This window comes from Yersinia alsatica, assembly GCF_025133195.1.
GTDB classification, from domain to species: Bacteria; Pseudomonadota; Gammaproteobacteria; order Enterobacterales; family Enterobacteriaceae; genus Yersinia; species Yersinia alsatica.
Map to the genome: position 1 here is coordinate 2,328,163 of NZ_CP104006.1, position 20,845 is coordinate 2,349,007.

The following is a 20,845-nucleotide window of genomic DNA, read 5'->3' on the forward strand; positions in this document are numbered from 1 at the left end:
GGAATGGCGATGAACCCGACTCTCATTCGTGTTACGCAGCGTATTATTGCGCGGTCTGCGGCGACTCGTACGGCTTATCTACAGCGAATCAGTGCGGCAAAAGAAAACACGGTTCACCGTTCGCAACTGGCTTGCGGCAATCTGGCTCATGGTTTTGCTGCTTGCCAACCTGACGATAAAGCCGCACTGAAAAATATGGTGCGCAGTGACATTGCCATTATTACTTCCTATAACGATATGCTGTCTGCCCATCAGCCGTATGAACATTATCCGCAACAGTTGAAAGAGGCGCTGCATAACGTGGGGGCGGTCGGGCAGGTGGCTGGCGGGGTTCCCGCCATGTGTGATGGGGTAACGCAAGGGCAAGATGGTATGGAACTGTCGCTGATGAGCCGCGATGTGATTGCCATGTCAGCGGCTATCGGCCTATCACACAATATGTTCGATGGCGCTTTATATCTTGGGGTGTGTGACAAAATCGTGCCGGGGTTACTGATGGCTGCTTTGTCATTCGGTCACTTACCGGCGGTTTTCGTTCCCGCCGGGCCGATGAGCAGCGGCTTATCCAATAAAGAAAAAGTGCGGGTGCGGCAACTCTACGCTGAAGGGAAAGTTGACCGGCATGCGCTATTAGAAGCCGAGGCAGCCTCTTATCACAGTGCCGGAACTTGTACATTTTACGGCACTGCCAATTCGAATCAGATGGTGATGGAAGTGATGGGGCTGCACTTGCCCGGCTCTTCATTTATCCAGCCTAACACGCCACTGCGTGATGCTTTAACTGCGGCGGCGGCTCGTCAGGTCACTCGCCTGACACAAATCAGTGGCAACTATCTGCCTATTGGTCAGTTGGTGGACGAAAAAGTGGTGGTCAATGGCATCGTGGCCTTGCTGGCAACCGGTGGTTCGACTAATCACACCATGCATTTGGTGGCAATGGCACGCGCCGCTGGCATTATGATTGATTGGGATGATTTCTCCGAGCTATCGGAAGTGATTCCTCAGCTATGCCGGATTTATCCCAATGGCCCGGCTGATATTAATTATTTTCAGGCTGCCGGTGGGGTGGCCTTGCTGGTAAGAGAATTACTGCAAGGCGGTTTACTGCATGAAGATGTGCATACCGTGGCGGGATTTGGCCTGCAACGTTATACCCAGGAGCCCTATTTGGAAAACGACGAACTGCAATGGCGTAGTGGGCCTGCGCAGTCGTTGGATGACCAAGTGATTGCCTGTTTAGCTCAGCCGTTCTCGCCACATGGAGGCACCAAAGTATTAAGTGGCAATCTGGGGCGAGCGGTGATGAAAACCTCGGCAGTGCCGCATGACCATCAAATTATCGAAGGGCCAGCAGTGGTATTTGAAAGTCAACATGACGTCGGGCCAGCATTTGAATCCGGTGCACTGGACCGGGACTGCGTGGTGGTGGTGCGCTATCAAGGGCCGCGGGCTATTGGTATGCCGGAGCTGCATAAATTGATGCCACCACTGGGGGTGTTATTGGATCGTGGTTTTAAGGTAGCACTGGTGACTGATGGTCGTCTGTCCGGCGCATCGGGTAAGGTACCATCAGCGATTCATGTGACTCCAGAAGCTTATTGTGGCGGTTTACTGGCAAAAATCCGTAATGGTGATCGGGTGCGGGTGGATGGTGTTAGTGGTGAGCTTTCACTGCTGGTGGATGAAGCCGAATTAGCAAGCCGCCACCCGGAAATGCCGGATATCTCAGCGTTCCACGTGGGGTCAGGCCGAGAGTTATTTGGCGCGCTGCGTGAGAGATTTACCGGCGCAGAGCAGGGGGCATGTAGTGTTTATGGTTGATTTGTGCTGGGTGATCCGTTTCGGTTGACATGTGATTAGTGGCCACCTCTCCTCAGATGCCCCAGCCGCCAAAGGGGCATAAGATGCACTGAACCCCAGATCTTGGATCTTTTTATTCATGGTTTTGACGTTGAGCGCCATCAGGAATATTGCCGACAAGGATGGAGGGTAGAGTGAGCTGTGAAACTCTAACAGCCAAAACGGCTCACCTAACCCACAAACTCATCATCCACCCAAATCATCCCCACCGCTCCTCAGATAGACTATCCTTACAGGATGATCTTTTTTAATCATGGAGAACGCATATGAACCGAGATAAAGAACAGCAAACCTCACTGGATGACGATCTGACTATGCTGACTGATACGCTAGAAGAGGTGTTGCGGGCTTCTGGCGATGCTGCCGATGAAAGTTATCAGGAAATCAAAGCACGGGCGGAGAAAGCATTAAAGGAGGTTCAATACCGTTTGAGTGGCCGCAGTGAATGCTATATCAAACGGGCGAAAGCGCTCGCGTGCTGTACCGATGATTATGTGCGCGAAAAACCTTGGTGCAGTGTGGGGATTGGCGCAACGGTGGGGTTGGTCGTGGGCTTATTATTGGCTCGCCGCTAAGTGACCTCTCGTACCCGCCAAGCCCCTTAAATCCATGTAAAAGGTAGGTGTATTCCTGCCTTTTCACCCTATTAAGAGGTAAGGATAGCTACCGATATCAAATATTAGTGTGATAACGAACAATAACTTTTCAATCTGACTTTTTTTATTATTCATGGCCCGTATAATCCCACTCTTTCTGTTGATTTGCCGAGGTGGTCGTGAAGCAACTTTCTGGTTTGTTGGGCGAATTACGGCAAAAGCTGCGCGCCGGTTTCCCTGACCAGGCCGGTATTCGGCAAATTATCTTGCCCGCGCCGGGGCAAGTGGGGAGCCAATTGCTGGAGTGGCTGGCGGCTCAGTGCCATTTCCCGCAATTCTATTGGCATCATCGTGATGGTTATGAAGAAGCCGCTGTCTGTGGTCAAACCCGCCAGTTTAATGATGTACAATCGGCAGATCAGTTTATCCAGCAGCACCACGCGGTCAGCGGGCTGCGAGTTTGGGGGCTGAATGCATTTGAACCCGTGAGTGTTGCCGCGCCCACAACTGATAATCCCGATAATGTTCAACCCACGCAAACCAGCTTCCTGTTTTTGCCCCGTATTGAAATTTTACGTCGCGGTAATAACACCCATTTGACACTCAATCTGGTTAGCGACTTTTCCCTACAGCAAGAGGCGTTACTCGCCATCACCTTTATTGATCAACTGGTTGCCGCCAAACCGCTCCCGGTGCTGGACCAGGTGATTGAGCATGCCAGCCATATGCCGGAATATCCGCAATGGAGCAGCCTGATTCAGCAAGCTCTGGGCTGCATTGAACAGCAAAAGATGGAAAAGGTGGTGTTGGCGCGAGCCACTCGTTTAAGGCTGAATAAACCGCTCTCTTGCACCGCTTTTATGGCCGCCAGCCGTCAGGTTAATCACCATTGTTTCCATTATATGTTGCGCTTTGATGCAACGCGGGCATTCCTCGGCTCCAGCCCGGAGCGCCTGTATCTGCGCCAACTTTGCCATCTGGAAACCGAAGCATTGGCGGGTACGGTGTCAAATGACGATGATGCCGCGCAAGCCAGCGAACTGGCTCATTGGCTGATGAATGATGAAAAAAATCAGCGGGAAAACTTACTGGTAGTTGATGATATTTGTCAGCGTTTACAAGGTGGAGTTGTCGCGGTGGATGTGATGCCGCCGGAAGTTATCAGGTTGCGTAAAGTCCAGCATTTACGCCGTCGCATTCATGCCGAACTTCATCGAACCAGTGATACTGATTGCTTACAACGGCTCCAGCCAACCGCAGCGGTAGCGGGTTTACCGCGCAATATTGCCCGGCAGTTTATTGCAGAAAATGAACCTTTTTCTCGCGGCTGGTATGCCGGTTCGGCGGGATATCTTTCACAGAAACAGAGTGAATTCAGTGTCACTCTGCGTTCAGCATGGGTGGAGGAGCAATTGCTCCATCTGTATGCCGGTGCAGGTATCGTTGCGGGTTCTGATGCCGAGCAAGAGTGGCATGAAATTAATAATAAATCGGCTGGTTTGCGAACGTTGCTCACTCAGCAACAGCAAAATAATAATTCATAAAATGCGGTAATTAACCGCACCAGTTATGTGGACGGATTGTGGCTCCCATGCGGCAGGTGTAAACTGTCAAAAAAGGTCACAACTCGGCAAATGTAAGCCACTTATGTTGTATAGATCGGTAAAAATTTAACCTTTAATCAGTCACTCCGGGATTTTTCAGAGGACAATTTTGTTCCTCGTGCTGATTATCGGGATCGCAGTGTCTGTTAACTGACTTTTGGGCGAACCATGTCGACAAGCGTTTTTAACCGTCGTTGGGCGGCATTACTACTGGAGGCGTTAACTCGCCACGGTGTACGTCATATCTGTATTGCTCCGGGTTCCCGTTCAACACCCTTAACTTTGGCGGCTGCCGCGAACCCGTCACTGGTTTGTCATACCCATTTTGATGAGCGTGGCTTAGGGCATCTGGCTTTGGGGCTGGCGAAAGCCTCCACTGAGCCGGTGGCGGTGATTGTCACTTCCGGCACTGCTGCTGCCAATCTCTATCCGGCCTTAATTGAGGCCGGACTGACGGGTGAGCGCTTGATATTACTGACCGCTGACCGCCCGCCGGAATTAATTGATTGCGGGGCGAATCAGGCCATTCGACAATCAGGGCTGTTTGCCAGCCATCCCACTGTCACACTTAATTTGCCGCGTCCCACCCCCGATATTCCAGCCAGCTGGTTGGTGTCGACCCTCGACAGTGCCATGGCGCAATTACATCATGGCGGCCTGCATGTTAACTGCCCATTTGCGGAGCCGCTCTATGGCGGTGATGACCAACTTTATGCTGATTGGTCTGCCAGCCTCGGTGACTGGTGGCAAGATTGCCATCCGTGGTTACGTCAGTCCCGCAATTTACCCCATATACAACAAGCCGATTGGTTCTCCTGGCGTCAAAAACGCGGTGTCGTCATTGCCGGTCGGATGAGTGCCGAAGAGGGGAGCCAACTGGCTGAATGGGCGCAACTGTTGGGCTGGCCATTGATTGGCGATGTGCTCTCACAAACCGGCCAGCCCTTACCTTGCGCTGATTTGTGGCTCGAGCATCCGGGCGCTCAGCGTGTTCTGGCACAGGCACAGATAGTGTTGCAGTTTGGTAGCAGCCTGACCGGTAAGCGCCTGTTGCAATGGCAAGAGCAGTGTCAGCCGCAGGAGTATTGGCTGGTGGATTCATTACCGGGCCGCCTTGATCCGGCTAATCATCGGGGGCGTAGAATTATTTCGCCAGTAAATGAGTGGCTGGAACAGCACCCGGCACAGCGCCGTACTCCGTGGGCGACCGAGCTTGTTCTGTGGTCTGAAAATGCCCATGCCCTGGTGGCACAAACATTGAACGACCAATTCAGTGAGGCGGCAGTAGCGCATCAACTTGTCGAATTATTGCCGGATAATGGCCAGCTTTTTGTCGGTAACAGTTTGATTGTTCGCTTGATTGACGCTCTGGGGCAATTACCGGTGGGCTATCCGGTTTACAGTAACCGCGGGGCCAGCGGTATTGATGGTCTGTTATCGACTGCAGCCGGTGTTCAGCGAGCCACTGCTAAGCCGACACTGGCGATTGTCGGGGATTTATCGGCTCTATATGATCTTAATGCCCTGGCATTATTGCGCCAAAGTTCAGCGCCGACCGTGCTGCTGGTGATGAACAATAATGGCGGGCAGATTTTCTCTCTGTTGCCGACCCCAGAAGCAGACCGCCAACGCTTTTACTGCATGCCGCAAAATGTGAATTTTGAACATGCCGCTGCTATGTTTGGCTTAGGTTATGCCCGGCCAGAGAGCATGTTGATGCTGCAACAGCAGATAGAACAATGTTGGCTACACGGCGGTGTGACACTGATTGAAATCGTGGTACCGCCAAGCCAAGGGGCAGAAACGCTGCAACAACTGGTGCAACAGGTGGCCCAACTATGACACTGGCTTGCCGTAAACTCGATCCACACCCGCAATCCTCTGCGCAGCAACATAGCGGGCCATGGCTGGTCTGGCTGCATGGTTTATTGGGCAGCGGTCAGGATTGGCTGCCGGTAGCAGAATTGTGTGGTGATTATCCCTCACTGCTGGTTGATCTGCCGGGCCACGGTAACTCTGCCACTCTGACCACCAGCGGCTTTGCTGATATCAGCCGCCAGTTAGCACAAACATTGCAGGCTAACGGCATTCGCGAATATTGGCTGGCAGGCTACTCTTTAGGCGGCAGAATCGCGATGTATCATGCTTGTTATGGTAGCCATCGCGGTATGCAGGGGTTATTGGTCGAAGGGGGAAACCTCGGGTTGGAAAGTGATGAATTACGGGCTCAGCGGTTACAGCAAGACCGTCAATGGGCACAACGTTTTCGTCACGAACCTTTGCCACAAGTGTTGGCAGATTGGTATCAGCAGGATGTGTTTGCCGATTTAGATGCGCAGCAACGGGAACAATTGGTGTTATTGCGCGCCGCTAACCATGGCCCGGCGGTGGCCGATATGCTGGAAGCCACCTCCCTTGGGCATCAGCCTTGGCTATTACCAGCCTTACAGCGACTTAATGTCCCTTATACTTATTTATGTGGCGCAAAAGATAGTAAATTCCAGCAATTGGCTCATCAATATCAGCTGCCATTACGCACACTGGCCCGCGCTGGGCACAATGCGCACCGGGCAAATCCCGGCGCTTTTGCCGCGCAGGTACTTTCGTTTTTGTCCCTCTCCCGTTAAAGGAATGCTTATTATGCTGTATCCGAGCGAAGAACAACTGTACGCCGCCATCGAGTGGCAGGATTGCTCCGCCGGGTTTGAAGATATTCGTTATCACAAATCCAGCGATGGGATTGCCAAAATCACCATTAACCGTCCACATGTGCGTAATGCATTCCGTCCGTTAACGGTTAAAGAGATGATTCAGGCGCTGGCTGATGCTCGCTATGATGACAATATCGGAGTGATCATTCTGACCGGTGAAGGTGAAAAAGCCTTCTGCTCTGGCGGCGATCAGAAAGTCCGTGGTGATTACGGCGGCTATCAAGATAACAGTGGTGTTCATCACCTGAATGTTCTGGATTTCCAACGCCAGATCCGCACCTGTCCAAAACCCGTTGTGGCAATGGTTGCTGGCTATTCTATTGGTGGCGGCCATGTATTGCATATGATGTGTGACCTTACCGTGGCCGCTGATAATGCCATTTTCGGCCAAACCGGCCCTAAAGTCGGTTCATTCGATGGTGGCTGGGGCGCGGCTTATATGGCGCGGATTGTGGGTCAGAAGAAAGCGCGTGAAATCTGGTTCCTGTGCCGCCAATATGATGCTAAACAAGCACTGGATATGGGACTGGTCAATACCGTGGTACCGCTTGCTGAGTTAGAAAAAGAGACGGTACGCTGGTGTCGCGAAATGCTGCAAAACAGCCCAATGGCATTGCGTTGCCTCAAAGCCGCGCTGAATGCTGACTGCGACGGTCAGGCGGGTCTGCAAGAGTTGGCGGGCAATGCCACTATGCTGTTCTATATGACAGATGAAGGCCAGGAAGGGCGTAATGCATTCAATGAAAAACGCCAGCCAGACTTCAGCAAATTCAAGCGTAATCCATAATGCGCGCGGCCACACTTTACCGCTATAGCATCCCGATGGATGCCGGGGTGATCCTGCGTCATCAACGGCTGAAAAGTCGTGATGGGTTATTGGTGAAGTTGCAGCAAGGCGAGCAAACCGGCTGGGGGGAAATTGCTCCCCTGCCGGAGTTCAGTCAGGAAACCTTGGATCAGGCGCAAACGGCGGCCACTCAGTGGCTACAAAACTGGGTCAAGGGTGAGGAACTCTCACTCGGCACGCTGCCTTCGGTGGCTTTTGGCCTCAGTTGCGCGCAAGCAGAGCTTGAGCAATCTTTGCCAATGACCGCCGATTACCGCAAAGCGCCACTTTGTAGTGGCGATCCTGACGAGTTGTTCGCCGTGCTTCAGGCGCTGCCCGGTGAGAAGGTTGCCAAGGTGAAGGTCGGGCTGTATGAAGCGGTGCGTGACGGTATGGTGGTCAATGTGCTGTTAGAAGCCTTACCTGACTTAACACTGCGGCTGGATGCTAATCGCAGTTGGACCAGAGCAAAGGCCGATGGATTTGCCAAATATGTGAATCCTGAACTGCGTTCGCGCATCGCATTTCTGGAAGAGCCGTGCAAAACCCGGGCTGAATCCCGCGAGTTTGCTCGTGACACCGGGATTGCCATCGCTTGGGACGAAAGTGTTCGCGAGGCTGATTTTCAGGTGGAAGCCGAGCCGGGCGTCGCCGCGATAGTCATCAAACCGACGCTCGTGGGCAGCATCGCACGTTGCCAACAGCTGGTGCAGCAAGCCCATCAGGCCGGGTTGGTGGCGGTTATCAGCTCCAGTATTGAGTCGAGTCTGGGGTTGACCCAATTAGCGCGGTTAGCGAACTGGCTGACACCGGCAACGGTTCCGGGGTTGGATACACTGGATTTGATGCAAGCGCAATTAATACGCCCATGGCCTGAGAGCAGTTTGCCGTTAGTAACCCTGGACCAACTGGATGTGTTATGGCACAGCTAACCGACTGGCCCTGGCAACATTGGGCCAATCAGCGGCCTCAGACAGTCGCGCTCCGTGTGGGATCGCAACTGATCAATTGGCAACAGTTCGCCACGGATATTGATAATCTGGCCGGTAGTTTTCAGCAGCAAGGCGTAACGCCCGGCAGCGCTATCGTGCTGCGGGGTAAAAACAGTTATTCATTGCTGCTGGCCTATCTGGCCGGGTTGCAATGTGCGGCGCGCATTTTACCCCTCAATCCTCAATTGCCCGAGGCGTTGTTAACCTCACTGCTGCCACAGCTTGATATTGATTTTATGCTGAATCTGGCTGATCCATTACCTGCGCCATTAACCTTTCTTCCGCTACATCTCAGTGCCGAGAATTTCGCGCCTAAAGTGGTGCCATGGGATAGCCAGCGGCTGGCGACCATGACATTAACCTCTGGCTCTTCGGGTTTGCCCAAGGCGGCGGTCCATACTCTGGCGGCCCATCTGGCCAGTGGAGAGGGCGTATTGCAGTTAATGCATTTCACAGCGAAAGACAGTTGGTTACTCTCGTTACCGCTATTTCATGTTTCGGGGCAGGGCATTGTCTGGCGCTGGTTAAGTGTCGGAGCCACTTTGGTGGTGCAAACCGGTATGAACTTATCCGATGCCTTAGCCGGATGCAGCCATGCCTCACTGGTGCCGACCCAACTTTGGCGTCTGTTAGAGGGGGCCGACAGTAAGCTTAGCTTGCAAGAGGTGCTGCTGGGGGGGGCGAGTATTCCAACCGCACTGACCGAGCAAGCAGAGGCTCGTGGTATTCGCTGTTGGTGTGGCTATGGTTTGACTGAAGCCGCCTCGACAGTTTGTGCCAAGCGGGCCGACGGCTTACCCGGTGTCGGTATCGCTCTTGCGGGGCGGCAAGTGAAGCTGGTTGCAGAGGAAGTCTGGGTCAAAGCCGATTGTTTGGCTGCTGGGTATTGGCGACAAGGCCAGCTACAGCCGCTGACCGACAGTGATGGCTGGTTCCACACCCGTGATCGCGGCATGTGGCAACAAGATGAGCTGCGGATTCTTGGGCGGCTGGATAATGTCTTTTTCAGTGGTGGCGAGGGTATCCAACCCGAAGATATCGAGCGGATTTTGCTGCAATATCCCGGTATACAGCAAGCTTTTATAGTGCCTGTCCCCGACCCAGAATTTGGTCATCGTCCGGTCGCCGTGATTGATACCAATAGCATGCTGGATGAAGCAACGCTAGCCGATTGGCTTAGGCCGCAATTAGCTGTATTCCAGCGCCCGCTGGCTTTTTATCGTTTACCTGATGAACTGAAAAACGGCGGAATTAAGGTTTCGCGGCGGTTGGTGGCTGAGTCTGTTAAAAATGAACTCCATTTAAAAACAGCAAAATAAAAACCCCTCAAGCGAGGGGTTTTTTATAAACGTCTTAATTTAATCCCAGCGCTTTCTTCACGCCATTACCGTAATCAGGATGAACCTTGGTAAACAGCTCTACTTGACGACGTTGGATCTCTTCCGGAACTTGAGATAGTTCACCGGCAATACGGGCAAACATCCGTTGATGTTCTTCTGCACTGAGCAGGTTGAATAGCGCCCGTGGTTGTGAGAAGTAATCTTCATCTTCGCGGTGATTCCAGTGATCTGCCGCCCCTTCCAGTGTTAATGGCGGTTCGCTGAAATCAGGTTGTTCCTGGAACAAACCAAAACTGTTTGGTTCGTAAGTCGCGGTATTGCCACTGTTACCATCAACGCGCATTGCGCCGTCGCGATGATAATTGTGGAATGGACATTTAGCACTGTTCACCGGGATCTGATGATGGTTAACCCCCAAACGATAACGTGCAGCATCGCCGTAGGAGAACAGACGGCCTTGCAGCATACGGTCAGGAGAGAAACTCACCCCCGGAACCACGTTGGCGGGGTTAAATGAGGCTTGCTCAACTTCGGCGAAGTAGTTTTCCGGGTTACGGTTTAACTCGAAGAAACCCACATCAATTAATGGGTAATCGCCGTGCGGCCACACCTTGGTTAGGTCAAACGGATTATAAGGCGTTTGTGATGCTTCATGCTCTGGCATTATCTGAATCTGTAGATTCCAACGCGGGAAGTCACCACGTTCGATAGCTTCGTACAAATCACGCTGTGAACTTTCTCTGTCTGTGCCAACCAGTTTTTCAGCTTCATCATCCATAAGATTTTCAATGCCTTGTTGGCAGCGGAAATGGAATTTAACCCAGAAACGCTCATTGTTGGCATTGATAAAACTGAAGGTATGACTGCCGAATCCGTGCATGTGGCGATAAGATTTTGGCAGGCCGCGGTCACTGAAATCGATGGTGAGCTGGTGTAGCGATTCTGGTAGCTGGGAGAAGAAATCCCACTTATAAATTGGGTTACGCAGGTTGGTGCGTGGGTCGCGTTTTACTACGTGGTTTAAGTCGGGGAACTTCAGCGGGTCACGTAAATAAAACACTGGCGTGTCATTACCGACTAAATCCCAGTTACCTTCTTCGGTGTAATATTTCATGGCGAAACCACGAATATCACGTTCAGCATCGGCAGCACCACGTTCGCCAGCAACGGTTGAGAAGCGGACAAACATTTCAGTTTGCTTACCAATCTCGGAGAAAATTTTTGCTCGTGTGTATCGGGTAATATCGTGAGTCACGGTAAACGTACCGTAAGCACCAGAACCTTTAGCATGCATGCGGCGCTCAGGGATAACTTCGCGGTCGAAATGGGCTAGTTTTTCCAGGAACCACACGTCTTGCAGTAACATCGGGCCACGTCGGCCTGCAGTAACAACATTATTATTATCAACAACGGGAGCACCAGCTGCGGTCGTTAATCCTTTCTTTTTGCTCATCATTTTCTCCAGTATAGCTGTTGAATTGATTGCGTTTTCGGGTGTTTTAAAGCATTACATCGCGCCAAAAGCCTGATTGACAAGATAATAACTTAAACAACATCAGGGATTTATTCTTTGATCTCCACACTAGTTGTAGCCTTATTGCCGCGATTCAGCAAATAGGCACGCCTTATCGTTACTATCGCCAACATAAGACATATAAATTGCATAACTATTTACAATCATTTGAAATACTGTGGTATTTAATCGTTTTTTCCGTGTGTTTATGGGCTTTTTTTCGGTTAAACTCGGTACAGGAAAAACCTGTTAGCCAGAGTTTGCTCATGGGTGACATCACGAATAATGAGAGAAAAATATGAAGAAGCATTTAATTGCGGGCGCTGCCAGCTTGCTGTTTGTGGCGGGTTCAGCCAGTGCAGTGAGTTTTAACGCCGAAACCGGGCGTCATTACACCAACTTAGGATTCGGCCTTGGCACTAACACTGGCGGCTTGGCTATCAGTGGTAACTGGGCGCGTAGTGACCATGACGGAGATATCTATGGCATGGGCTTGGGCTTCAATTTACCGGTTGGCCCAATGATGGTCACTGTCGGCGGGAAAGGCATTTATATGTCACCAGAAGACGGTAGCAATGGCGGTGCGATTGCGATTGGCGGCGGTTTAACCTATCCAATCAACAAGTCATTCACTTTATACGGTGAAGGCTATTTCGCCCCAGAAGAGTTGACTAGCGGCATGAAATCTTACAGCGAAGCCAACGGTGGCGTGCGCTGGAGTGTCTTCCGCCCACTGACTGTTGATGTTGGTTATCGCTATATCAATATGGAAGGTAAAGAAGGGCATCGTGATAATCGCCTGGCGGATGGGGTGTATATTGGTGCCGGCCTGAACTTCTAATACCCATGTGCCCTTGAGGCTACAGCAGTGTTAGCGGCACTTACTCACCCGAATCACTGACTTAAGTCAGCTCATCGGGGTGAGTTCGTTTGCTGCCTTGCTGTAGCCCCAATGGCTGCGGGGCGTTTGGCTACTGCGCGTCTCACGCCGTGCTGGGCGCACTCAGATTGACTTAGCGCGCTACGCCTTAATGGTTGTATGGTTAAAACTGATTACCGGGGAAAACTTACCCAACCGCAGGTAGCGCGCCAGTAACAATTCCCACCTGAATACTAATGACCACAACTCCACAAGCAAATACCGCGGCCAGTGCCGGTTTCCCGCCCCAGACTCGATAACTTCCCTGATGAATTTTACGTGCTTTCCACGCCAGCATCGCGGGCAGAATTAATGCCAACACGGATAGTGCGACGGCGGCAAAGCCCAGCGCCATGATAAAGCCACGTGGATAAAACAGCGCGAACAGCAGCGGCGGCACAAAGGTAATGACGCCGGTTTGCAGGCGGCCGCGCACTGAATTACGGCGTTTAAATAAGTCTGCTAGATAGTCAAACAGCCCTAATGCCACTCCGAGGAATGAGGTTGCCAGCGCCAAATCGGCAAACAAGTGAACCGCCAGCTCAACATGGGGAGAGGCCACCACATCGCGCACCGCTTGCAATAACCCATTTAACCCAGCTTGCTGCGCCAAAATACCCATAAAAGTCGGGGAGGAAATGGAGCCTAACGTGGTCAATTGCCAGAAAATATAAGCAATTAGCGGAATGGCGCTGCCGATAATAAATACCCAGCGCAGTTTGCGAATATTGCCGCCCATATAATTGACAATACTTGGTACGCTGCCATGAAAACCAAATGAAGTGAAAATCACTGGAATAGCCGAGAGAGCCAGCCCTTGTTCCAATGGCAGCGTCAATAAGTTGGTTTTTTCAATATGCGGCATCATCAATGCCAACATCACAATCAGGAAGATAATTTTGGCGCTGAAGAGGATACGGTTAAATAAATCGACCGAGTGGGTTCCGATACAGACCACGCCACCGGCAACCAGGGTGAACAGCAGCACGCCGAGTGAGGTGGGAAATGAGTGCTGAGTCCATTGGCTGATACTGGTTGCCAGCAATTCGCCAGCACCACTGATATAGGCTGCCGTCAGTGCATACATCAGAAACATCATGCTAAAGCCGGTGATCCATTGGCCTCGATTGCCGAGATAACGTTTAGCCAAGGTACCCAGCCCGGTATCTGCCGCTTCGTGCTGATAGACTTCAACTAAGAGTAATGCGGTATAACACATTAATAACCAAAGAGAAATTAACAATGCAAGTGTAACGCCAAAGCCAACACCGGCAGCGGCCAGTGGCATAGCCAGCATACCTGCACCAATGGTGGTGCCGGCAACGATAAATATACTGCCCAGAGTGCGATTCTTCACGCTTTCCTCTACTACATGACAATTTATTGGAATTATTGAGTGCAGCAGAGTAGTAGATTGGCCTATTTGTGTCAAATCGACGTTACGCGCAGTGTAATATTATGTTTACATTAATAGGTATATGAAAACAGATACATTTATTGCGCTTATTTTTTATCCCAGTGGGAAATGATTGTGTTTAGGTGCTGAGATTCATAAAGTGAGTGGTATGGGTTGAACGGAGAAGAAAATGATCAGAGTTGAGATGTTGAGTACCGGGGATGAAGTGCTACATGGGCAGATTATTGATACCAATGCTGCATGGCTGGCAGATTATTTGTTTAATCAGGGATTACCCATCAGCAGTAGGGAAACTGTCGGTGATTCACTCTCGGCTCTTATTGAGGTGTTAACTGAGCGCAGCCAGGTGGCCGATGTGTTGATTGTCAATGGCGGGCTTGGGCCAACCAGTGATGATCTGAGTGCATTGGCGGCAGCGCGAGCCGCTGGAACGGAGCTGATTGAGCATCCTGAATGGATTGCGCGGATGGAGGCTTTCTTTCATGAGCGCGGCAGGGTGATGTCGGCGACTAACCGCAAGCAAGCCCATATTCCGGCCAATGCAGAAATGCTGGATAACCCGGTTGGTACTGCCTGTGGTTTCGCATTACAGCTTAATAAGTGCTTAATGTTTTTCACCCCCGGCGTGCCGTCAGAATTTAAAGTGATGGTTAAGCAGCAGATTATGCCGCGGTTACGCCAGCATTTTGAGGTGGCTGAGCCACCATTATGCTTACGAATGACCACCTTTGGCCGCTCAGAAAGTGATTTGGCGCTAGAGCTAGATCCGCTGCCACTCCCACAGGGGGCGGTGCTCGGCTATCGTTCATCTGCACCTATCATTGAATTGAAATTAACCGGACCAGCCTCGCAGCGTGCGGCGATGGAGCAAGTGTGGCAGCAGGTAAGGGCGGTGGCGGGCGACAGCACCATCTTTGAAGGTACCCAGGGTTTGCCAGCATTGTTGGCTGAACAACTGACGCAGCGCGGGTTGCTGTTGGCAGTCAGCGAGCAATTTACTGGCGGATTGATGCACTGGCAGTTACAGAGTGCGAGCGCACCATTGGCGGGGGGCGAGCTATTACCGGCCCATTGCCAAGAATCCTTAGCCGAAGTTGCCAGCCGCGCTCAGTCATTATCTATGCTGTGCGGTGCGCAGGTGGTGCTGGCCGTGAGTGCCATGCAAAATGATTGTCTAAGTGTGGCGCTGCATACCCCTGATGGGACTTTTGCCCAGACAGTACGTTATCAGGCCAGCCGCCATGGGTTGCGTATTCGTCAGGAAAGTAGCGCCATGCTGGCATTGGATATGTTACGCCGCTGGCTGAAGGGCAGCCCAGTCTGCGGTCAACACGGCTGGCTGGAAGTGGTTGAGATTTTGTAATTATCGCAGAAACGAAAAGGCAGAATTTATATTCTGCCTTTTGTGTTATTGAGTTTATCGCGCGGGTTATTTCACCTGCGCACTTCTGACTTCCTTGCCTGCTTCCCAAATTCGGTATTTCACATCAACACCTTGCGGTACATACACCACAATTGGCAGTCGGCTGTTGTAGCGCTGCATTCCGGCATCACCCAGATTGGCGGCGATAAATTGTGGGCGGCGCTTGTTGTCCGGGCAGGCCATCATGGTAGAGGCCGGTTCTGAGATTTTATCCATCACCAGATAGTCAAATCCCCAACCAGACAGAGTTCTGGTTTCCAGATTGCCACCGAGCATATGACGGTTACAGTCAACTTCAAGGGTTTTTCCAATCAGCAATTCAACTTTGAAGCGGCTTTCATCTTCTTGTGGATCAAGGAAAATTACCTGGCGGCTCATGCCTTTTTCAGCTTGTGGATAAGGCGCAATCTTCTCTAACGGCTGTTGCCGATCAAGCTGCGGCTCTGTGGCGGCAAAAGTACTGACCGATGCTGCCATTAACAGGCTGGTTATCGCGATTGACACTATTTTCATTTTTTGTCCCTATGATTTATCAGGTAATACCGACAGTAAAATATCACACAACCGGGAGTCTGATTATAGGTGAAATCCGAACTTTCTTGATGAGGAATAAGCCAAGCTTATGTTTTGACAATACAATCTCTCGATAAGGGTCGGTCACTAAAGCTCGATTTCAATATCACCCTGTGGTTGACAGCAGCAGGGCAGGATCTCACCGGTTTGGATAAAGGCCAGCGGTTGCTGGTGATAGCAAACCTCGCCCTTCAGCAAACGCAGGCGGCAAGAGCCACAATAGCCGGAGCGGCATTGGTACTCGATTTGTACCTGATGGTGTTCGAGCGTTTCCAACAAATTGCGGCTATTCGCTGGGGGGGTAAGTTGAGCACCGGTGGTGCTCAACGTCACTAGAGATTTCATCGATTACAGCTCGAAATCACTCAGGTCATCAGCACTGACTTCTGAATCAATCTGACCGACCAGATAAGAACTGACTTCAACTTCCTGCGGTGCAACTTGCACGTTATCGGAAACTAACCACGAATTGATCCACGGAATTGGATTGGTGCGAATAGCAAATGGCACACCGAGACCCACAGCTTGCATGCGAATATTAGTAATATATTCAACATATTGGCATAAAATATCTTTATTCAGACCAATCATGGAGCCGTCGCGGAACAGATATTCGGCCCACTCTTTCTCTTGTTCTGCGGCCAGAACAAACAGCTCATAACACTGCTGCTGGCACTCTTGGGCAATTTCGGCCATTTCAGGATCGTCTTCGCCTGAGCGCATCAAATTTAGAATATGTTGAGTGCCCGTCAGATGCAGGGCTTCATCGCGCGCAATCATTTTGATGATTTTCGCATTGCCCTCCATCAGTTCGCGCTCGGCAAAGGCAAAGGAACAGGCGAAGCTGACATAGAAACGAATAGCTTCCAGTGCATTCACACTCATCAAGCACAGATAAAGCTGTTTTTTCAGCTCGCGCAGATTAACCACCACCGTTTTGCCATTAACCTGATGACTGCCTTCGCCCAGCAGATGGTAGTAACTGGTCATCTCAATCAGATCGTCATAATACGCCGAGATATCTTTCGCGCGCTTTAGGATCTCTTCGTTGGTCACGATATCATCGAAAACAATCGCAGGGTCATTAACGATATTGCGGATGATATGCGTGTAAGAACGTGAGTGAATGGTTTCCGAGAATGACCAAGTTTCAACCCAGGTTTCCAACTCAGGAATCGAGATGAGTGGCAACAGGGCGATATTAGGGCTGCGGCCCTGAATAGAGTCCAGCAAGGTTTGGTATTTCAGGTTGCTGATAAAAATGTGTTTTTCGTGTTCTGGCAGATTCTGATAATCGATACGATCCCGAGAGACGTCAATCTCTTCCGGACGCCAGAAAAACGACAGTTGCTTTTCAATCAGTTTCTCGAAAATAGCGTGTTTTTGCTGGTCGAAACGCGCCACATTGACGGGTTGACCAAAGAACATCGGCTCGAGCAACTGGTTGTTTTTATTTTGCGAAAAAGTGGTATAGGCCATGATTTCCTCAGGGAACAGCAAAAGGCAAATGAAGAGAGGCCCATGACATTCTGTATTTAGCGACAAAATGAATCATCCCCCGGTTGGCGCGTTATCACGAACACGCCTTATTGAACCGGGGGAGGGCCGGAACTAAAAATCAGATCTTACATGCACCGCCTTCACAGTCATCATCACCAGGTTGACTCTGAATATCTTCCTGCACATCATCAGCACCATCACGGGTGTTTTGATAGTAAAGGGTTTTTACGCCAAATTTGTAAGTCGTCAGCAAGTCTTTCAGCAACTGCTTCATTGGCACTTTGCCGGACGGGAAGCGAGTTGGGTCGTAGTTGGTGTTAGCTGAAATCGCCTGATCGACGAACTTCTGCATCAAACCGACCAGTTGCAGGTAACCGTCGTTATTTGGCATGTCCCACAGCAGTTCGTAAGCATCTTTCAGACGTTCATACTCAGGAACCACTTGGCGCAGAATACCGTCTTTCGATGCTTTGATACTGACATATCCGCGTGGTGGCTCAATACCATTGGTGGCATTGGAAATCTGCGAAGAGGTCTCGGACGGCATCAGCGCTGACAACGTGGAGTTACGCAGGCCGTAAGTCTGAATGTCTTTGCGCAGCGTTTCCCAATCGTAATGCAGCGGCTCGTCGCTGATATTGTCCAAATCTTTCTTATAGGTATCGATCGGCAGAATACCCTGCGAATAGGTGGTTTCGTTGAACCACTGGCAAGCACCTTGCTCACGGGCCAGCGCATTCGAGGCTTTCAGCAAATAGTACTGAATAGCTTCAAAGGTGCGGTGCGTCAGATTGTTGGCACTGCCATCGGAATAACGAACACCGTTCTTCGCCAAATAGTAAGCAAAGTTAATCACGCCAATACCCAAGGTACGACGGCCCATCGCACCACGTTGTGCCGCAGCAATCGGGTAATCTTGATAGTCCAACAGGGCGTCCAGCGCACGTACCGCCAGCACGGCCAAGTCTTCTAAGTCATCAAGGCTGTCAATGGCACCCAAGTTGAATGCTGACAAGGTACACAGCGCGATTTCACCATTTTCATCGTTGATGTCATTCAACGGTTTCGTTGGCAACGCAATTTCCAGACACAGGTTTGACTGGCGCACCGGCGCAATTTTCGGGTCAAACGGGCTGTGGGTGTTGCAGTGATCCACGTTCTGAATATAGATACGGCCAGTAGAGGCACGTTCTTGCATCATCAGAGAGAATAACTCGACGGCTTTCACACGTTGCTTACGGATGCTGTCGTCTTGCTCATATTGAGTATAAAGGCGCTCAAATTCATCTTGATCAGCGAAGAACGCATCATACAACCCCGGCACATCGGATGGGCTGAACAGCGTGATATCTTCGCCTTTCAACAGACGCTGATACATCAGTTTGTTGATTTGTACGCCGTAATCCATATGACGTACGCGGTTGCCTTCAACGCCACGGTTGTTTTTCAGCACCAACAGGCTCTCAACTTCCAAATGCCACATTGGGTAGAACAGAGTGGCCGCACCGCCACGAACGCCACCCTGTGAGCAGGATTTCACGGCGGTCTGGAAGTGTTTGTAGAATGGAATACACCCGGTGTGGAAGGCTTCACCGCCACGAATTGGGCTACCTAGCGCACGGATACGACCCGCATTGATACCAATACCGGCACGTTGTGACACATATTTCACAATGGCGCTGGAGGTGGCATTAATAGAATCCAGGCTGTCACCACATTCAATCAACACGCAAGAGCTGAACTGGCGAGTTGGGGTACGAACACCAGACATAATCGGTGTTGGCAGCGAAATCTTAAAGGTAGAAATCGCATCATAGAAACGTTTGATGTAATCCAGACGGGTTTCGCGTGGGTAGTTTGAGAACAAACAGGCAGAAACCAGAATGTACAGGAATTGGGCACTTTCATAGATCTCACCGCTGACGCGGTTCTGCACCAGATATTTGCCTTCCAACTGCTTAACCGCTGCATAGGAGAAGTTCATATCGCGCCAATGGTCGATGAAAGTGTCCATCTGTTCGAACTCTTCTGCGGTGTAATCTTCCAGCAGATGCTTGTCGTATTTGCCCATATCGACCATCTTCGTCACATGGTCGAACAATTTCGGCGGTTCAAACTGACCGTAGGCTTTTTTACGCAGATGGAAAATAGCCAGACGTGCAGCCAGATACTGATAATCCGGCGCGTCGCGCGAGATCAGATCAGCGGCAGCTTTAATGATAGTTTCATGGATATCAGCAGTTTTAATACCATCATAAAACTGAATATGTGAACGCAACTCTACTTGAGATACTGAGACGTTATGTAAACCTTCCGCGGCCCAGTCGATGACCCGGTGGATTTTATCCAAATTGATGCGTTCTTTGCTGCCATCGCGTTTAGTAACAAGTAGGCTTTGGTTCATGTGTTCGGGACCTTTGTTCCCCCTTACTCTATGTCTATACAGCACAAATTTACGCTCTCCATGATTGCGATAATCATTGAGGTCGTAGTGTATTGTTCAGTATGTAAACACAATATATAGGGGGTGGGTAGTAGATAGATAACAAGATAGTGAGTATTGAGACTTTTGGCAAGTGAACAAGATCGATGAATTGTGTGGATAACTTGGGGGTGAATTGTTACGAAACCCTCACAACCTGCGTCAGCACTGGCGATCTTCGGTTGCCAATCTGGGGGATAAGATTCTGCTGAAAATCCTAAAAGTTTGACCGTTTGCTGATTTATTAAACGCTGGAAATATCCTTTATCTTTCGCGTCGCAGTGATGCTAGCCACAACGCGAAATCTATCGGGCATTGTTTAGTTTTTATACGTCACACCGCGGTGCTGTCGTCTGCTTTCTGAGTATGAACCATATAATTTACATCGACGTTGCGACCGAGCTTAAAATGGTCAGTTATCGGGTTGTAATGTAGCCCGATAATATGGCGCTCGCGCAGTGGGGTTTGATCTACCCAGCCGATAAGTTCTGATGGGCGGATAAACTTTTTCGAATCATGGGTCCCTTTTGGCACCATTTTCAGAATGTATTCCGCGCCAACTACCGCCATCAGCCAGGATTTAGTATTACGGTTGATGGTGGAAAAGAAGACATGACCGCCGGGTTTGACGAGTTGTGCGCAAGCACGAATAACTGAAGCGGGGTCAGGAACGTGCTCCAGCATCTCCATGCAGGTCACTACATCGTAATGTTGCGGGTGCTTTTGCGCGTGGCTTTCAACCGTTTCCTGAACATAATCCAGTTTAGTGCCGGTTTCTAGCGCATGCAGGCGAGCGACTTGTAGCGGCTCATAGCCCATATCCAGCCCGGTCACTTGTGCCCCTTCATGCGCCATACTTTCAGCCAGAATGCCGCCACCGCAACCGACATCCAGCACTTTCTTAGCGAAAATACCGCCAGAGCGCTGCAAAATGTAATCAAGCCGCAGGGGGTTGATGCGGTGGAGAGGTTTAAATTCCCCCTCCAAATCCCACCAACGAGAGGCAACTGCCTCAAACTTAGCGATTTCTTGTTCATCGACATTATGATGAGGGGCTGTGGTATCTGCACGCATGACCGGTTCTCACTG

General features: G+C 50.7%; 17 protein-coding genes. 10 read left to right on the top strand and 7 right to left on the bottom strand.

Annotated elements, in window-relative coordinates; genetic code table 11:
• Positions 1-9 precede the first annotated feature (9 nt).
• The 8 genes from edd (at position 10) to menE (ending at position 9,908) form a co-directional block, all read left to right on the top strand.
• Entirely contained in the window at positions 10-1,821 is a 1,812-nt protein-coding gene (edd, locus tag N0H69_RS10360) for a phosphogluconate dehydratase (RefSeq protein ID WP_050150997.1), read from the top strand.
• 305 nt (positions 1,822-2,126) lie between these two features.
• Positions 2,127-2,435, top strand: coding sequence for an ElaB/YgaM/YqjD family protein (locus tag N0H69_RS10365; protein ID WP_050106121.1), 309 nt, complete (start codon positions 2,127-2,129; stop codon positions 2,433-2,435).
• A 200-nt stretch (positions 2,436-2,635) separates the two neighbouring features.
• Positions 2,636-4,000, top strand: a complete 1,365-nt coding sequence (menF, locus tag N0H69_RS10370; RefSeq protein ID WP_050150999.1) for an isochorismate synthase MenF — start codon at positions 2,636-2,638, stop codon at positions 3,998-4,000.
• 228 nt (positions 4,001-4,228) lie between these two features.
• Positions 4,229-5,902, top strand: coding sequence for a 2-succinyl-5-enolpyruvyl-6-hydroxy-3-cyclohexene-1-carboxylic-acid synthase (gene menD / locus N0H69_RS10375; protein WP_050106123.1), 1,674 nt, complete (start codon positions 4,229-4,231; stop codon positions 5,900-5,902).
• Positions 5,899-6,687 (top strand): 2-succinyl-6-hydroxy-2,4-cyclohexadiene-1-carboxylate synthase, encoded by a 789-nt coding sequence (gene menH / locus N0H69_RS10380; protein WP_050120853.1) that lies wholly within the window; start codon positions 5,899-5,901, stop codon positions 6,685-6,687. The genes menD and menH overlap by 4 nt, the downstream gene beginning before the upstream one ends.
• 13 nt (positions 6,688-6,700) lie before the next feature.
• Positions 6,701-7,558, top strand: a complete 858-nt coding sequence (menB, locus tag N0H69_RS10385; RefSeq protein WP_050106125.1) for a 1,4-dihydroxy-2-naphthoyl-CoA synthase — start codon at positions 6,701-6,703, stop codon at positions 7,556-7,558.
• Positions 7,558-8,529 (top strand): o-succinylbenzoate synthase, encoded by a 972-nt coding sequence (menC, locus tag N0H69_RS10390; protein ID WP_050151001.1) that lies wholly within the window; start codon positions 7,558-7,560, stop codon positions 8,527-8,529. The genes menB and menC overlap by 1 nt, the downstream gene beginning before the upstream one ends.
• Entirely contained in the window at positions 8,517-9,908 is a 1,392-nt protein-coding gene (menE, locus tag N0H69_RS10395; protein WP_050151003.1) for an o-succinylbenzoate--CoA ligase, read from the top strand. The genes menC and menE overlap by 13 nt, the downstream gene beginning before the upstream one ends.
• A 34-nt stretch (positions 9,909-9,942) precedes the next feature.
• Here menE and N0H69_RS10400 read toward each other — a convergent pair whose 3' ends face one another.
• The gene (locus N0H69_RS10400; protein ID WP_050106128.1) at positions 9,943-11,382 is read right to left on the bottom strand and encodes a catalase; all 1,440 of its coding nucleotides are present in this window, start codon (positions 11,380-11,382) and stop codon (positions 9,943-9,945) included.
• 358 nt (positions 11,383-11,740) lie between these two features.
• Between N0H69_RS10400 and N0H69_RS10405 the strand changes: the two genes are divergently transcribed.
• Positions 11,741-12,283: a YfaZ family protein gene (locus N0H69_RS10405; protein WP_050132951.1), complete on the top strand. Its 543-nt coding sequence runs from the start codon at positions 11,741-11,743 to the stop codon at positions 12,281-12,283.
• Positions 12,284-12,509: 226 nt separating this feature from the next.
• On the opposite strand, the gene tyrP is transcribed toward N0H69_RS10405, so the two are convergent.
• The gene (gene tyrP / locus N0H69_RS10410) at positions 12,510-13,718 is read right to left on the bottom strand and encodes a tyrosine transporter TyrP (RefSeq protein ID WP_050106130.1); all 1,209 of its coding nucleotides are present in this window, start codon (positions 13,716-13,718) and stop codon (positions 12,510-12,512) included.
• A 229-nt stretch (positions 13,719-13,947) separates the two neighbouring features.
• Between tyrP and N0H69_RS10415 the strand changes: the two genes are divergently transcribed.
• On the top strand, positions 13,948-15,141 hold the full coding sequence (locus tag N0H69_RS10415; protein ID WP_050151005.1) for a nicotinamide mononucleotide deamidase-related protein YfaY: 1,194 nt from the start codon (positions 13,948-13,950) through the stop codon (positions 15,139-15,141).
• 66 nt (positions 15,142-15,207) lie between these two features.
• Here the strand turns inward: N0H69_RS10415 and eco are convergent, their stop codons facing one another.
• The 5 genes from eco to ubiG form a co-directional block, all read right to left on the bottom strand.
• Positions 15,208-15,714, bottom strand: coding sequence for a serine protease inhibitor ecotin (gene eco, locus N0H69_RS10420; protein WP_050106132.1), 507 nt, complete (start codon positions 15,712-15,714; stop codon positions 15,208-15,210).
• 147 nt (positions 15,715-15,861) lie between these two features.
• A complete protein-coding gene (yfaE, locus tag N0H69_RS10425; RefSeq protein ID WP_050120859.1) occupies positions 15,862-16,119 on the bottom strand; it encodes a class I ribonucleotide reductase maintenance protein YfaE in 258 nt (85 codons plus the stop codon).
• Between the two features lie 3 nt (positions 16,120-16,122).
• Entirely contained in the window at positions 16,123-17,253 is a 1,131-nt protein-coding gene (nrdB, locus tag N0H69_RS10430; protein WP_050132956.1) for a class Ia ribonucleoside-diphosphate reductase subunit beta, read from the bottom strand.
• Positions 17,254-17,392: 139 nt separating this feature from the next.
• A complete protein-coding gene (gene nrdA / locus N0H69_RS10435; protein ID WP_050120860.1) occupies positions 17,393-19,678 on the bottom strand; it encodes a class 1a ribonucleoside-diphosphate reductase subunit alpha in 2,286 nt (761 codons plus the stop codon).
• 411 nt (positions 19,679-20,089) lie between these two features.
• Positions 20,090-20,830, bottom strand: coding sequence for a bifunctional 2-polyprenyl-6-hydroxyphenol methylase/3-demethylubiquinol 3-O-methyltransferase UbiG (ubiG, locus tag N0H69_RS10440; RefSeq protein WP_050106136.1), 741 nt, complete (start codon positions 20,828-20,830; stop codon positions 20,090-20,092).
• Positions 20,831-20,845 lie beyond the last annotated feature (15 nt).